Annotated in this window: 14 protein-coding genes; 9 read left to right on the plus strand and 5 right to left on the minus strand. The window is 65.0% G+C overall.

What is annotated here, in order from left to right:
• Positions 1–138: 138 nt before the first annotated feature.
• From gloA to ASD78_RS18455, 5 genes are all read right to left on the minus strand, one after another.
• Positions 139–669: a lactoylglutathione lyase gene (gene gloA / locus ASD78_RS18435; protein WP_055900364.1), complete on the minus strand. Its 531-nt coding sequence runs from the start codon at positions 667–669 to the stop codon at positions 139–141.
• A 54-nt stretch (positions 670–723) separates the two neighbouring features.
• Complete coding sequence (locus tag ASD78_RS18440) at positions 724–2,322, minus strand: hypothetical protein (RefSeq protein ID WP_055900361.1); 1,599 nt, start codon at positions 2,320–2,322, stop codon at positions 724–726.
• A gap of 74 nt (positions 2,323–2,396) precedes the next feature.
• A complete protein-coding gene (locus ASD78_RS18445) occupies positions 2,397–2,846 on the minus strand; it encodes a DUF3574 domain-containing protein (protein ID WP_055900359.1) in 450 nt (149 codons plus the stop codon).
• Between the two features lie 161 nt (positions 2,847–3,007).
• A complete protein-coding gene (locus tag ASD78_RS18450) occupies positions 3,008–4,042 on the minus strand; it encodes an NADP-dependent oxidoreductase (protein ID WP_056104151.1) in 1,035 nt (344 codons plus the stop codon).
• 145 nt (positions 4,043–4,187) lie between these two features.
• Positions 4,188–4,790: a TetR/AcrR family transcriptional regulator gene (locus ASD78_RS18455; RefSeq protein ID WP_056104154.1), complete on the minus strand. Its 603-nt coding sequence runs from the start codon at positions 4,788–4,790 to the stop codon at positions 4,188–4,190.
• 556 nt (positions 4,791–5,346) lie between these two features.
• Here ASD78_RS18455 and hemN point away from each other — a divergent pair.
• The 9 genes from hemN (at position 5,347) to nirK (ending at position 15,001) form a co-directional block, all read left to right on the plus strand.
• Positions 5,347–6,747 carry an oxygen-independent coproporphyrinogen III oxidase gene (gene hemN / locus ASD78_RS18460; protein ID WP_056104156.1) on the plus strand — a complete coding sequence of 467 codons (1,401 nt, stop codon included), beginning with the start codon at positions 5,347–5,349 and terminating at the stop codon, positions 6,745–6,747.
• Positions 6,748–6,763: 16 nt separating this feature from the next.
• Positions 6,764–7,516 (plus strand): helix-turn-helix domain-containing protein, encoded by a 753-nt coding sequence (locus tag ASD78_RS18465; protein ID WP_056104158.1) that lies wholly within the window; start codon positions 6,764–6,766, stop codon positions 7,514–7,516.
• A 172-nt stretch (positions 7,517–7,688) separates the two neighbouring features.
• On the plus strand, positions 7,689–10,010 hold the full coding sequence (locus tag ASD78_RS18470) for a nitric-oxide reductase large subunit (protein ID WP_056104164.1): 2,322 nt from the start codon (positions 7,689–7,691) through the stop codon (positions 10,008–10,010).
• A gap of 72 nt (positions 10,011–10,082) precedes the next feature.
• On the plus strand, positions 10,083–10,322 hold the full coding sequence (locus ASD78_RS18475) for a hypothetical protein (protein WP_156087870.1): 240 nt from the start codon (positions 10,083–10,085) through the stop codon (positions 10,320–10,322).
• A gap of 4 nt (positions 10,323–10,326) precedes the next feature.
• Positions 10,327–11,538 (plus strand): NnrS family protein, encoded by a 1,212-nt coding sequence (locus tag ASD78_RS18480; protein WP_056104172.1) that lies wholly within the window; start codon positions 10,327–10,329, stop codon positions 11,536–11,538.
• Positions 11,539–11,548: 10 nt separating this feature from the next.
• A complete protein-coding gene (locus ASD78_RS18485) occupies positions 11,549–11,950 on the plus strand; it encodes a SirB2 family protein (RefSeq protein ID WP_056104174.1) in 402 nt (133 codons plus the stop codon).
• 422 nt (positions 11,951–12,372) lie between these two features.
• Positions 12,373–13,050, plus strand: coding sequence for an alternative oxidase (locus tag ASD78_RS18490; protein WP_235566542.1), 678 nt, complete (start codon positions 12,373–12,375; stop codon positions 13,048–13,050).
• 172 nt (positions 13,051–13,222) lie between these two features.
• Positions 13,223–13,456 carry a hypothetical protein gene (locus tag ASD78_RS21130; RefSeq protein ID WP_056104177.1) on the plus strand — a complete coding sequence of 78 codons (234 nt, stop codon included), beginning with the start codon at positions 13,223–13,225 and terminating at the stop codon, positions 13,454–13,456.
• An 18-nt stretch (positions 13,457–13,474) separates the two neighbouring features.
• The gene (nirK, locus tag ASD78_RS18500; protein ID WP_082575712.1) at positions 13,475–15,001 is read left to right on the plus strand and encodes a copper-containing nitrite reductase; all 1,527 of its coding nucleotides are present in this window, start codon (positions 13,475–13,477) and stop codon (positions 14,999–15,001) included.

Here is a 15,001-nt window from a genome sequence, read left to right on the forward strand (position 1 = left end):
CGGACCCCTTTGCAAAAAGAGGGCGGGCGCCCGGCGTCGTGCGAGGCCGGGGGAACGGGGATTTTCCCAGGGCGGAGGGCAATAGCCCCCCTCCGGCCCCCATTCAAAGAGAAGTACGGATTCCAGGCTCGCGAAGCATCAAACCCGGCTGGTCGGCTGCAGGATTTCGACCCAGTAGCCGTCCGGGTCCTTGATGAAGGCGATGTCCTTCATGCGGCCGTCGCTCAGGCGCTTCTGGAACTCGACGCCGAGCTGCTCGAAACGCGCGCAGGCGGCCTCGACATCGGGCACCGACACGCAGATGTGGCCGAAGCCGCGCGGTTCGCTGTTGCCGTGGTGATAGGCGAAGCCGGCATCGTCTTCGGTGCCGTGGTTGTGGGTGAGTTCGAGCACGCCGCGCTGGCTCAGCAGCCATTCGCCGCGCGCGGGTTCCTCGGCCGGGATCTGCGCCGGTTCCGGCACCAGCACCAGGAAATACAGACTGAACCTGGCCTCGGCGAAATCGCGCTTGCGCACCAGGGTGAAGCCGAGCACGCGGGTGTAGAAGTCCAGCGACCTGGCCGGATCCTTGATCCGCAGCATGGTGTGGTTGAACACGAAGTCGCGGGTGGCGACTTCGGGCCGCGCGGTCACGCCGGGCACGGCGTCGAGTTGCGTCTGCAGGGACATGGCGGGGCCGGATTCGAAGGGGAACGTACGATATAAGGACGCGCGGCGTCCGCCTCAAGCCGCCGCGGCGTCCGGACGCGGCTGGCGCTGCAGGGACAGCAATGCCATCAGCGCCGCCAGGGCGAGATAGGCGCCGATGAACTGCCAGGCGATGATGCGCGGCAAACCCTCCAGCGCCCAGGGCAGATAGATGCCGCCGCGCGGGTCGACCGAGTGGATGATGCCGAACAGCGACAACGCCGCGCCTGCGAGCAGGAACGCCGAAGCGCGCAGCAGCCGCCCGTCGACCATGGCCGCGACCGCGGAGGTCCAGATCATCGAAGTCATGATGAAACCGTTGCCCAGGGTCACGATCACCGCCAGTTCCGGCAGGCCGTGGCCGTCGAGCGCGCTCATCAGCTGGGCGTGGTGCTCGGGCGCGATCCAGCCCGGGTTGCCGGTCTTGATCGCGAGCATGTAGGCCACCGACGGCAGGAAGCCGAACACCATCGCGGTGGCGTGCTTGCTCGGCGTGGCCTGGAACGCCTGGGTGGTGATGTCGAGCGCGACGTAGACGATGATCGGCGCCAGTACCGCCAGCGGCAGCCATTGCACCAGCCCGGAGACGATGCCGAGCATGCCGCCCAGGCCGACGAACAAGCCGGTCAGCAGGGTATAGCCGCTGCGCGCACCCATGTGCTTGTACGCGGGCTGGCCGATGTAGGGCGTGGTCTGGGCGACGCCGCCGCAGAAGCCCGCGACCAGGGTCGAGAACGCTTCGGCGAGCAGGATGTCGCGGGTGCGGTAGTCGTCGCCCGCGGCGCGCGCGCTCTCGCTGACGTTGATGCCGCCGACCACCATCAGCAGGCCGAACGGCAGCAGCAGCGGCAGGTAGGGCACGGTCGCCGGAAGACCGTCGAGGAAGCCCAGGGTCGGCCACGGCAACACGATCTGCAGCGGCACGGCTTCGGGCCAATGGAAGCCGGGCGCGCCCAGGCCGAGCGCCCCCAGGCCGTAGTAAAGAACGGTGCCGAACACGAAGGCGACGAACACGCCGGGCAGCTTGACCGGCAGGCGGCCCTTGGCGATCAGCACGTACAGCAGCAGGCCGAGAGTGACGAAGCCGACCATCGGCGAGCGCAGGGTTTCGACCAGCGGCAGGAAGCCCATCAGCACCAGCGCCACGCCGGCGATCGAACCCAGCAGGCCGGCGCGCGGGATCAGGCGGGTGACCGCGTCGCCGGCGAAGGACAGCACGAACTTGAGCAGGCCCATCACGATCAGCGAGGCCATGCCCAGCTGCCAAGTCGCGATCGCCGCGGCCTGCTCGTCCAGACCGGACTGCTTGTAGGCGACGAAGGCCGGGCCCAGCACCAGCAAGGCCATGCCGATGCTGGTCGGCGCGTCCAGGCCCAGCGGCATCGCGGTCACGTCGTCGCGACCGGTCCTGGCGGCCAGGCGCCGCGCCATCACCGTGTAGATCAGGTTGCCGACCAGCACGCCGAAGGCGGTGCCGGGGAACATGCGCGTGTACACGATCTCGGCCGGGAAACCGAAGATGCCGATCAGCGCCGCAGCGATGAAGCCCAGGATGGACAAATTGTCCACCACCAGGCCGAAGAAGCCGTTGAGGTCGCCGGCGACGAACCAGCGGCGTGAGGAGGTGGCGGTCATCGGCGTGTCCTGGGTGCTGCGGTGGGCGACCTGGGATTGTGCAGGCTGGACGGGCCGCGCGAACAGCGTCGGCGCTAGAACGAAACGTCCGCCCGCTGTCGCGACCACAGCACCGACTGGTGGCCGCTGGCGCGTTTCCAGGCCACGCGGATCGCCTCGATGTCGGCGCTGCGCGCGGGCGTGTCCTCGTGCAGCACCACCAGCACCTTCGCGCGCTGGCGCTCGGGGCCGGCGGCGCCGCGGAACAGCCACTGGCCGTAGCCGTCGAACACCGTCAGGCCGTCGGGAAAGCGCGGCGTGACTTCGCGGTCGAGAAAGGCGAGCCATTGCGCCTCGTCGACCTGGGTCTGCGGCTGGCCCTCGGTGCCGACGCTGAAGTAGAGCTCGCTGCGGATCCAGCCCGCCGCATCGGCGGGGCGCGCGGCATCGCCGTGCATGGCGGCGTCGACGCGGGGTGCTGGCGTTGTGGTCGCACAGGCGCTCAGGGCGATGCACAGCGACAGCAGCAGGGCTCGGCGCAGCATCGTCGTTCCTCGTTCGGCGGCAGGACCGGCGCAGAGTGCCACGAACTTGGGGCGACACGTGGGGTCGCGGCCGTTTCGCCACGGGGGCGAACCGGCCGGGCGATTATCGAGCGATACGTCCGGCTGCGCGGGGCGGCCGGACGTATCGCCGGGTTTCGCTCTCAGTCCGCGCCGACGCGCACCACGAGCTTGCCGAAGTTGCTCCCTTCGAGCAGTCCGATGAACGCCGTCGGGGCGCTCTCCAGCCCTTCGACCCGATCCTCGCGCAGCTTCACCCGGCCGTTCTCGACCCATTCGCCCATGTCGCGACGGAAGGCTGCGAAGCGATCGGCGTAGTGATCGAGGATGATGAAGCCCTGCATGCGGATGCGCTTTTGCAGCAGCGTCGTCATCACTAGCGGCAGCCGGTCCGGGCCCTGCGGCGGGACTTCTTCGTTGTAGTGCGCGATCACGCCGCACACCGGCACCCGCGCGTTGTGGTTGAGCAAGGGCAGCACCGCGTCGAACACCTCGCCGCCGACGTTCTCGAAATAGACGTCGATGCCGTCCGCGCAGGCGGCAGCGAGGCGTTCGGCCAACCGCGGGTCGCGGCGGTCCAGGCAGACGTCGAAGCCGAGTTCCTCGACCGCGTAGCGGCATTTGTCGGCGCCGCCGGCAATGCCGACCACGCGCGCGCCCTTGAGCTTGGCGATCTGCCCGACCACCGCGCCGACCGCGCCGGTCGCCGCGGCCACGACCACGGTCTCGCCCGGCTTGGGCTGACCGATATCGAGCAGGCCGACATAGGCGGTGAACGCGGGCATGCCCAGACCGCCCAACGCCAGCGAGGGCTGGGCCATGTCGCCCAGCGCGAGCAGATCGCTCCCGTCCGACAGCGCGTAGTCCTGCCAGCCCGCGCTGCCCAGCACCAAGTCGCCGACTCGGTATTGCGGATGTCTGGAGGCGACGACGCGGCTGACCGTGCCGCCGACCATCGGCTCGCCCAGGCGCACGCCCGGCGCGTAGCTGGTGCCGGCTTCGTCCATCAGGTTGCGCATGTAGGGATCGAGCGACAGGAACAGCGTGCGCAGCAGCACCTGTCCTTCGTCCGGCGTCGGCACGGCGTCCTCGTGAATCCTGAAGTCTTGCGGCGTCGGCACGCCGCGCGGGCGCGCTGCCAGGAGGATGCGGCGATTGAGGGTGTCGGTCTGCGGCATGGGGCAATCCTGTGGGGTGGAAGCTTCGGGGCCGCCGGCACTCATAGGCGCCGGTGGCGTGGACGGGGTAAAGACACGAATCAAATAGACCGGTCGTCTATAGATAGAGCAAAGAGAAAGGCGGGAGGGCCTGCGCCGCGCCGCCTCAGATGTAGAGCGCCAGACCCAGCAACTGCCGCGTGCCCACCATGGCCGTGTCCAAGGGCGCGCGGTCGCGGGTGATCTTGGCCAGCAGGCTGGCGCCGAGCCAGCTCTGGTAGAGCGTGAGCGCGGCCGCGTTCGCGTCCGGCGGGGCCGACAGCGAACCGTCCTGCCCGCCCTCTTCGATGCAGCGCGCCAGGCGTTCGACGATGCCGCGGGTCCCGCGCCCCAGTGCTGCGCGCATGCTCTCGGACAGGTCGCAGACCTCCGCGCCCAGCTTGACCACGAGGCAGCGGCTCTGGGCCTCATCGCCGGTCTGCGAGTCCAGCCAATCGTGGAAGTAGCCGATCAGGAGACGCGCGGCAGGCCCCGGCTGCGCCAGCAGGGTATCCATACGCGCCAGGTAGTCGCTGAAATAGGCTTCCAGCACGGCCTCGCCGAAGGCCTCCTTGGAACCGAAGTAGTGATAGAACGAGCCCTTCGGCACCTGCGCCGCGGCCAGGATTTCGGCCAGGCCGACCGCGCTGAAACCCTTGCGCAGCAACAGTGGGTGGGCCACGTCGAGGATGTGCTGGCGGACGTCGGTGGGGGCGGTGGCGGTATTCATGGCTACGGACTCTAAACTCAATTAGACCGGTCGTCTAGAACGATGAACAGGACGTAGGCTTACGGAGCGGGAACGCCGAATTGCCATCCGAGGCCCTAGGGCCTCAACCCGTCGCTGGAACCCGGGCTCGATCAGCAGGCAGAAGGACGGAGCTGCAAGGACATCCTGCTATCAGGAGTGCCGATGCCGGCTGCGGATAAAGACCGCTGCAAGGCGACGCCCAATCGCCTTGTCAGAGAGCACGTTGATTTGATGTGGCCGCCAGCCACCCACGGAAATTCGAATTGACCATTACTGTCGGTGCGCACGGAGTAGCGATCGTCGAGCACGATGTGATGTTAGCCGCAGGCAACTCGGAGGCAGCGCCATCGCCTCCAAGCAGCGGGTCGGCCTGAGCAAGCCGTATTCAGCGGCATAAGGAAATGGTCCAGCCATTGTGCGCAATCTGCAGTAAGGCCGAGCAGGTTCCACAGAGGGCGAGAGAAACTGTCCGGGACGAGCCGGACACTTGATCCGGATCAAGGCGCAATACGGCGAGCGCGGATAGCCTGCCGTCATGCGCACTCAACAGCCCACCTTCGATGCCGCGACCCTCCGCAAATATGATCGGCCTGGGCCGCGATATACGTCCTATCCGACCGCGCCGCAGTTCTCCACCGGGTTTGGGGAAGACGATTTGCGGTTGGCTGCCAGGGCCAGCAACGGCGATCCCATCCCGCGCCGGCTCTCCCTGTATGTGCATGTCCCATTCTGCGCCAATCCGTGCTTTTACTGCGGTTGCAATCGGATCATCACCCGGGATCCGGTGCGAGGCGAGGTCTACTTGGTGAGGCTCTATCGCGAAATCGCGATGATGGCCGAGTTGTTTGATCGGGATCGGGAAGTAATCCAGTTGCATCTGGGCGGCGGGACGCCGAATTTCCTGTCGCCAGGACAGTTGGAGGAACTGGTCGCTACCCTGCGCACCCAATTCAGGTTCTCCGATTCGCCCAGGCGTGATTTTTCGATCGAGCTTGATCCGCGTTGCGTTTCACCTGATGACGTCGCGGCGCTGGCTTCGATTGGATTTAATCGCGCCAGCCTCGGCGTGCAGGATTTCGATCCGGCGGTGCAGGCTGCCGTCAACCGTATCCAATCGATAGACGAGACAACGGCCATCGTAGAGGCCTGCAGGCGCCACGGCCTGCGTTCTGTGAACATCGATCTGATTTACGGCTTGCCCAAGCAAAATCGCGAAGGGTTCGCACGCACGCTCGACGCGGTGGTGGCCATGCGTCCGGACCGGCTGGCGGTCTACGGTTATGCGCACATGCCGACGTTGTTCAAGGCGCAAGGACGGATCGCGGAAGCCGAATTGCCGACTGCCGAGGCCAAGCTGGGCTTGTTGCAGTTGGCGATCGAACGGCTGACGGCCGCAGGCTACGTCTACATCGGCATGGATCATTTCGCCCTGCCAGGCGACGAGTTGGCCAAGGCGCAGGCCGAGGGCAGCCTGCATCGCAATTTCATGGGCTATACCACCCACGCCGACACCGACTTGGTGGGGATGGGCGTGAGCGCGATCAGCCACATCGGCGATTCCTATACCCAGAACCCGCGCGATTTGCCCACTTGGCAGGCCGCCATCGACCAGGGCCGGTTGCCGCTGGTTCGCGGCATGCGCCTAAGTGAAGACGACTGTTTGCGGGCGGACCTGATCCAGGAACTGATGTGCCAGGGGGAAATACCGGTCCGCGCCTTGGAGCGGCGCTATGCCATCGATTTTGCCGAGCATTTCGCCGATGCGCTGGCCGCCCTGCAGCCGTTGGTGGCCGATGGGCTGGTGCTGCTCGAAGCCGGTCAGATAAAGGCCACTTCGCAAGGACGGCTATTGCTACGTAATATTGCCATGTGCTTCGACCATTATCTCGACCCACCCGACTCAGAGCGCTTGCCCCGCTTCTCCCGCGCCGTGTAACGGTAGGGCAAAAGGCATGACCGGCAGTGCGTTCCCGCGCACGGACAAGCGCACGCTGGCCAACGACGGCGACGCGCTGACTTTCTGCTCGACCTGCGCGTTCTCGCAGGCTTGCCTGTCGCAAGGCATGGACAAGCGCGCGCTTGTGGATTTGCACATGCTGGTCGAGCACCTCGGCCCGTTGCACGCCGGCGATCATATCTTCCGCGAAGGCGATCCGTTCGAAGCCATCGCCGCGGTACGGGCTGGAACGGTAAAGACCTATGTGGTAGACCCCGACGGCCGCGAGCATGTGCTGGGCTTTCATTTGCCCGGTGAGGTGATTGGACTCAATGCCATCGACGGGGAGCATTACCCCTGCAATGCGGTGGCATTGGACACGGTGATGTTGTGCCGGTTTTCTTTCCCCAAGATCTCGTTGCTGGCCGCGCAGTTGCCAGGGTTGCAGAAGCACTTGTTCCGGCTATTGAGCCGCGACATCGGCCAGGCGTCCCTACTCGCGGGTGACTGGACGGCAGACCAACGCATGGCCGCCTTTCTGATCGGCATGTCACGCCGTTTGGCCACACGCGGCTTTTCATCGGTCCGCTTCCAACTGACCATGGCGCGCACCGATATCGCCAACTATCTGCGGTTGGCGCCGGAAACCGTGAGCCGGGTACTGAAGCGGTTCCAGCAGGACGGCCTGCTGCAGGTCGACCGGCGTGAGCTGGAACTGACGGATCGAGAGGCGCTGGAAGCGCTCGCTGCACCGATACTTCGCGACTGACACCTCATTCTCACGGCGCAGAACCTCGCAGAATCACTTAAGCGGTATCGCTTAACGGCTACTTGGATAGATGCCCGATTCAACTGACGCAGTTGCTTCCCGTCGCGCTTGATTTAGGTCAAGGCGTGTCCAACGGCGGCAATCGATCATGTCGGAAACAAGGAGAATCGCCATGAGCAGTACGCGAAAGCTTTGGTTGGGGCTGGGGGCCCTGCTCGTCGTTTCATTCGGAGTACTGCTGTGGGCGGGAGGCGAAATTTTCCGTGCCGCCCCGCCATTGCCAGAAAAGGTACTAAGCGAAAGTGGGGACGTCATCTACACCCGCGCCGACATCGAGCGCGGTCGACAAGTCTGGCAGTCGATTGGCGGCATGCAGTTGGGCTCGATCTGGGGCCATGGCGGCTATGTCGCGCCCGATTGGAGCGCGGACTGGCTGCATCGCGAGGCGGTCGGGATCCTGGACCTGTGGGCGCGTGCGGATGGCGGCATGGCCACTTATGCGCAATTGCCCGAAGAGGAGCAGGCGGCGCTGCGCGGACGATTGAAACAGGAGATGCGTCGCAATACCTACGATCCCGCAACCGGCACCATCACCTTGTCCCGCGATCGAGTGGCGGCCCTATCGAATGTCGCGGCCCACTACGAGAGCCTATTCGGCAACGATCCGGCCACCGCGGACCTGCGCGAAGCGTATGCGATGAAGAACAACACTGTGCCCGATGCCGCCCATCGACGCGCGCTCACCGGATTCTTCTGGTGGACCGCCTGGGCCGCGGGCACTGAGCGTCCGCGTGAGGCGGGCGATGCGATGGTGCTCGCTCCGGGTGGGGTCGTCGACAAGCAAGTGACCTACACCAACAACTGGCCGAGCGAGCCACTGATCGAAAATACACCGCCACCGTCGATGTGGGTGTGGTCGGCTTTCAGCGTGATGTTCCTGATTGCCGGCATCGCACTGCTCGGCTGGCATCATGCGCGCCAGCACGAGGCCGCACCGCCGCTGCCGGCGACCGATCCGCTGGCTACGCTGCGGATTACACCCTCGATGCGCGCCACCGCCAAATACTTCTGGGTGGTGCTGGCATTGTTCCTGGTGCAGATCCTGTTGGGCGCGATGACCGCGCACTACCAGGTCGAGGGTCAGGTCACCTATGGCTTCAACCTTTCCGACGTGTTGCCGTATTCGATTACGCGCACCTGGCACACACAACTAGCGGTGTTGTGGATTGCGGTGGCGTGGCTAGGCACGGGTTTGTACATCGCACCGGCGATATCCGGACATGAACCGAAGTTCCAGCGCTTGGGCGTCAACTTCCTCTTCACTTGCTTGCTGATCATCGTGGTGGGTTCGTTCGCCGGTCAGTGGCTGGCGGTCATGCAGAAACTGGGCCTGGAGCACAATTTCTGGTGGGGCCATCAGGGGTGGGAATATGCGGACATGGGTCGCTTCTGGCAGTGGTTCTTGTTCATCGGCCTGCTGCTGTGGCTGACGCTGGTCGGTCGCGCCCTGTGGCCAGTACTACGCGGACCGGCGACCGACACCAAGTCGATCGTTGGGCTGCTGTTCCTGTCCACGATCTGCATCGGCCTGTTCTTCGCTGCAGCGCTGATGTGGGGTGAGCACACGCACATCTCCGAAGTCGAGTACTGGCGCTGGTGGCTGGTGCACCTTTGGGTGGAAGGGTTCTTCGAAGTGTTTGCCACCGCGGTGATGGCGCTAATCTTCACCCGCCTGGGACTGGTCGAAACCAAGACCGCCTCGGTGGCGGTGCTGTTCGCCACGATCATCTTCATGTCCGGCGGCGTGCTTGGTACGCTGCACCACCTGTACTTCGTCGGCACGCCGACCGCCGTGGTGGCGCTGGGCGCTAGCTTCAGCGCGCTGGAAGTGGTGCCGTTGGCTTATATCGGCTTTGAGGCCTATCACACCTACAAGCTGGGCAAGGCCACGCCCTGGATGGCGCGCTACCGCTGGCCGATCCTGTTCTTCGTCGCGGTGTCGTTCTGGAACCTGGTCGGCGCGGGGCTGTTCGGCTTCCTGATCAACCCACCGCTGTCGCTGTACTTCATGCAGGGCCTGAACCTGACCCCGTTGCACGGCCACACCGCGCTGTTCGGTGTGTACGGCATGCTCGGCATCGCGCTGGTGCTGTTCTGCATGCGTGGGTTGCGTGGCCAGATGGTGTGGGACACGCGACCGCTGAAAGTGGCGTTCTGGTGCCTCAACATCGGCTTGGCGTTGATGGCGGTGCTGACGCTGCTGCCACTGGGCACGATGCAATTGCTGGCGGCGATCGAACACGGCTACTACTACGCACGATCGGCCGAGTTCATGCAGAAGCCGATCGTGGACATGTTGGTGTGGATGCGGGTCCCCGGTGACACCATCTTCAGTATTGGTGCAGTGGCGCTGACCTGGTTCATCTTCCGGCTGTGGGTGGCACCGAAGCGGGATCCGGCCCTATCAGGCGAGGCCGAGGGCGTCGACCGCTGATCTGCAACCCAGGCGTCCGGCGCAGCGCGTCGGGCGTCTTCACTGCCACACCCACCCCTCGGGATGCACACCATGCAATTTGAACTTTGCACTGCCGGCCATGCGCCGGACCTTGCGGCGATCGAGCACGCGATCGTCACCCTCGACCCAGCCGCCTTGGTCGACCTCGATGCCACCGGGCAGACCCTCAGGATCTCCGCCGCAGTCACGGAGCCGGAACTGCTCGACTGTCTTCGCGCGGCGGACGTGAGCGCCGAGTCGCACCAGTTACGCCCCCTGCCTTCGCAATGCTGCGGCGGCTGCGGCGGTTGATGCGATGACGAAAGTCGCCTCGCCGCGTCTGCTCGCGCAGGCCCCGCATCGCCTGATGTTTTTTATCGGCGCGACCAACCTGCTGCTGGCGATGGTGTGGTGGGCGATGTGGCTCGCCGATGCGCGCTGGCATGTGTTCGGGCTGCGCCAACCACAGCCGTGGGCGGGCTGGCTGCATGCGTTTGTGATGCAGTACCAAATGCTGCCGAGCTTCATCTTCGGCTTTCTGCTGACCGTGTTCCCGCGCTGGATGGGCTTGCCTGACCTGTCGCGCCGGCATTACCTCCCAGTCGGCGCTGGCCTGTTCTGCGGCCAGTTGGCGACGATCATCGGTGCGTTCGGTTATCCACCGGCGATTACGATCGGCTTCTGGATGACGTTGGCGGGATGGCTGGTCGGTGTCGCCACTCTCGGCCCGATGCTGGTGCGCGAGCGCGGCACCACCTGGCATGCACGCGCCTGCTTTGCCGGGCTGGCGCTGGGACTGGCCGGACTCGCTGCCTGGGGCATGTTTCTGCATGACGGCAATGCACGCTTGGCCTTTGCCAGCATCAAGATCGGTACGTTCGGTCTGCTGCTACCGGTGTACTTCAGCGTCGCGCACCGGATGTTTCCGTTTTTCGCCGGCAACGTCGTCGCCGGTTATGTCGCTTGGCGGCCGCTGCCGCTGCTCGGCGCGGCGCTGGCGCTGTCGTTCACGCACCTGGCGTTGGAGCTAACCCATGCGTACGCCTGGCTGTGGCTGGCCGACGTGCCGCTGCTGGCACTACTACTATTGGCGCTGTGGAAATGGTGGCCGCGGGGCGATGCGCCGGGGCTGCTGCTCGTCCTGTTCATCGGGCTAGCCTGGCTGCCGCTGGCAATCGCGCTGTATGCATTCCAAAGCATCGCCTACGAGCTTACCGGGGCCTTTCTGCTGGGTCGTGCGCCGGCGCATGCACTGTTCGTCGGCTTCTTCGGCAGCGTGCTGGTGGCGATGGTGACGCGAGTGACGCAAGGGCATTCGGGTCGAAAGCTCATGATGCCCAAGGCGGCGTGGTTCGCGTTCGCAGCGATCCAATTCGTGGCCACGATGCGCATCTTCGCCGAGGTGCTACCCGACGGGATGGCGTGGCAGGCCGCGGCGGCGGTGGGCTGGCTGGTGGCGTTCGCGCCATGGGTCGTCCGGATAGGCCGGATCTATCTGTCGCCCCGCGTGGATGGGAAGCCGGGGTGAGGGCGGGCGTATGATCGAGTTCTATCCACATATCAAGCAATTCCATATCTTCCTCGCGCTGCTCAGCGGCTCGATCTTCGCCCTACGCGGCGCGTTCGTGCTGACCGGTGCACGCTGGCCGATGATGCTGCCGGTGAAGTGGCTGAGCTATGCGGTCGATACCGCGCTGTTGACCGCGGCGTTGATGCTACTGACGATCCTGCCGTGGACGGTGTTCGGCAATGGTTGGTTGCTGATGAAAGTCGCGCTGATAGTGGTGTACGTGGTGCTCGGCGTGTTGGCAATGCGCAGCAATCGCACCCGGCGCGCACGGATCGTGTGCTACGCGCTGGCGCTGCTCACCTTCGGGATGATCTACGGCATCGCCCGGGCACACCACCCACTGGGGGCCTTGCTGTCGCTGCTGGGGTGAGGACTTCGCAGATTGCGGTTGGCCTTGAGGGTAAGGACCCGGCGGGCCCCTCAGTCGCCTGCCGGCGGCGGGAGTTCAACGAAATGATGATCTATGCACGGGACGTAGCAGGAAGCACCCGCTGCATCCAGCGCCTCGCCCAGGCACTGCCGGTCCGCAAGCCTTCTTCGAATTCCAACGCAATGTATCCGGGTTCCATGGCTATCCCTAGCGATCTTGGTCGCTGCTAGGAAACCGCGATCCGGGACGCGGCGCGCTGACCTGGATCAAGCCGGCGGTGTGCCCCGAGCTGGATGTCGAGGAGGCAGCCGAATCCGAGGTGCGGCTGATCTAGGTCAAAGCACGGCCCCGGCCTCCAGGCGTACCTTGGCACCTGTCGGCGGCACCCCCGCCACCCCTCCCGAAGTTATGAGATTACTGCCGTGAATACGCTGATCACCCCCATCGTCCATACCCCGGCCCGCGTCGAACTGGACAGCCATCGCGCCACCACCGACTGGTCCGACCGCCTGGCCTACGGCATCACCCGTAGCCTGCGTTTCCTGGCCGACACGTTCTTCGCCAAGCGCTACGGCAACCGCGCGATCGTGCTGGAAACCGTGGCCGCGGTGCCGGGCCTGGTCGGTGCGGCGCTGATCCACCTGCGCTGCCTGCGCTGGATGAAGCACGACCTCGGTTGGATCCATGCGCTGATGGAGGAGGCCGAGAACGAACGCATGCACTTGATGACCTTCATCGAGATCGCACGCCCAAACCCACTGGAGCGCGCATTGGTGCTGGTCGCTCAGGCGGCCTTCTTCACCTTCTTCCTGCTTCTGTACCTGCTGTCGGCACGCACCGCGCACCGCCTGGTCGGATATTTCGAGGAGCAGGCGGTGGTCAGCTACAGCCAATACCTGCAGGAGATCGATGCCGGTCGTGTCGAGAACGTGCCTGCGCCGAAGATCGCGTGCGATTACTGGCAACTCCCTTTCGGTGCATGCCTGCGCGATGTGGTGCTGGCCGTGCGCGCCGACGAAGCCGGCCACCGGGACGTCAACCACGGGTTTGCGGATGAACTGCGGCCGACGCGGACGGCGTCGAGCCAGCCGGCCGGCTAACGCGAAGGCGAATCGGTCTCCGCGAGACGGGCCCATTTGGGCCCGTCTCTTTTATGGCGTGGGATCAGCACAGGGCCTTGCACGGACCCAGCGCTAGCTCGCTGCTATGCAGCATGCTCCCGGCGCTACGCCTGGGAGAAGATGGCCGCCGGGCACGAATGTTGCATTACGGTTGACCGAGATCATGTCCGACGCGGCGACGAAGGATCAGACTGTTTCCATCACGTCTTCCATGCCAAAGCGTAGGAGCACTCTAGTGAAACCAGTCGTCCATCGTCACGTACTGTTGCTGGCCTCCGGCATCGTGGTCATCGCCGCGGCCATGCTTATCGTCCGCGCCGGCACTTCCACCACATTCGATCGCAGCTCTGCTGTCGCGCCCCCGATGATGTCCATTCCGTTCTGAACGCCCAAGGAGACGGCAATGAAAGCAGCAGTGCCACGGCTTACCCACCTGTTGTTCCTCGCCGCGGCGTTCGTGTCGCTCGCCGTCGCCGGCTGCAAGAGTGAGACCGATGAGGCAACCAGCGCGAGCACGAGCGTCGATTCCGGCGGCTCGAAGAATGGCGACTTCGGCCCACCGCAGGGCCAACCCGTTGATGCGGTGCTGACCTCGCCGCCGCACGTGCCGCCCGCGACAGGGCGCACGGCGCCGGCGAAGGTAATCGTCAAACTCGACGTGATCGAGAAAGACCTGCCGATTTCCGAGGGTGTGACCTACACCTTCTGGACCTTCGGCGGCACGGTGCCAGGCAGCTTCATCCGCGTACGCCAGGGCGACACGGTGGAGTTCCACCTGCGCAACCTGCCCGAATCGAAGATGCCGCACAACATCGACCTGCACGGTGTCACCGGCCCCGGCGGCGGCGCCGCTTCGAGCTTCACCGCGCCCGGTCACTCCTCGCGCTTCACCTTCAAGGCGCTCAACGCCGGTCTGTTCGTCTATCACTGCGCCACGGCGCCAGTCGGCATGCACGTGGCCAATGGCATGTACGGCCTGATCCTGGTCGAGCCGCCGGAAGGCATGCCGCCGGTCGACAAGGAGTACTACGTGATGCAGGGCGACTTCTACACCACCGGCAAGTACCGCGAGAAAGGTCATCAGCCCTTCGATATGGAGAAGGCGATCGACGAGCATCCTACCTATGTGCTGTTCAATGGCAGCGAAGGCGCGCTCACCGGCGACAATGCGCTTAAGGCCAATGTCGGTGATTCCGTGCGCCTGTACGTGGGCAACGGCGGCCCCAACCTGGTGTCGAGCTTCCATGTCATCGGCGAGATCTTCGACAAGGTCTGGTTCGAGGGAGGTACCCGCTTCCAGGAGAACGTGCAGACCACACTGATTCCCTCGGGCGGCGCGGCGATCATGGACTTCCACCTCGAGGTGCCCGGCAGCTACGTGCTGGTCGATCACTCGATCTTCCGTGCCTTCAACAAGGGCGCACTGGCGATCCTCAAGGCTGAGGGCAGCGAGGACAAAGCGATCTATTCGGGCAAGGAGGTCGACTACGTCTACCTGGGTGATCGCGCGCAACCGAACATGCAGGCGGTCACCGCCGCTGCGACGGCGGCCAAGACCGGCGATTTGTCGGTCCAGGAGCAAATTAACGCCGGCAAGGCGCTGTTCGCCGGGACCTGCTCGACCTGCCATCAACCCGAAGGCAAGGGGTTGCCGGGCGTGTTCCCGCCATTGGCTGGATCGGATTACATCAAAACCGGCCCCAAGCGCGTACCGAACATAATCCTGCATGGCCTACAGGGACCGGTGAAGGTCAACGGCCAGGACTACAACTCGGTAATGCCCCCGATGAGCCAGCTCACCGACGACGAAGTCGCCAACATCGCGACCTACGTGCTCAACAGCTGGGGCAACCCGGGTGGTCATGTGACCAAGGCCGAGGCGGCGGCGATCCGGCAGCAGAAGCCGGCCAACGTCCCCGAAGGCCACTGA

Source organism: Lysobacter sp. Root667 (assembly GCF_001427715.1).
Lineage (GTDB): Bacteria > Pseudomonadota > Gammaproteobacteria > Xanthomonadales > Xanthomonadaceae > Lysobacter.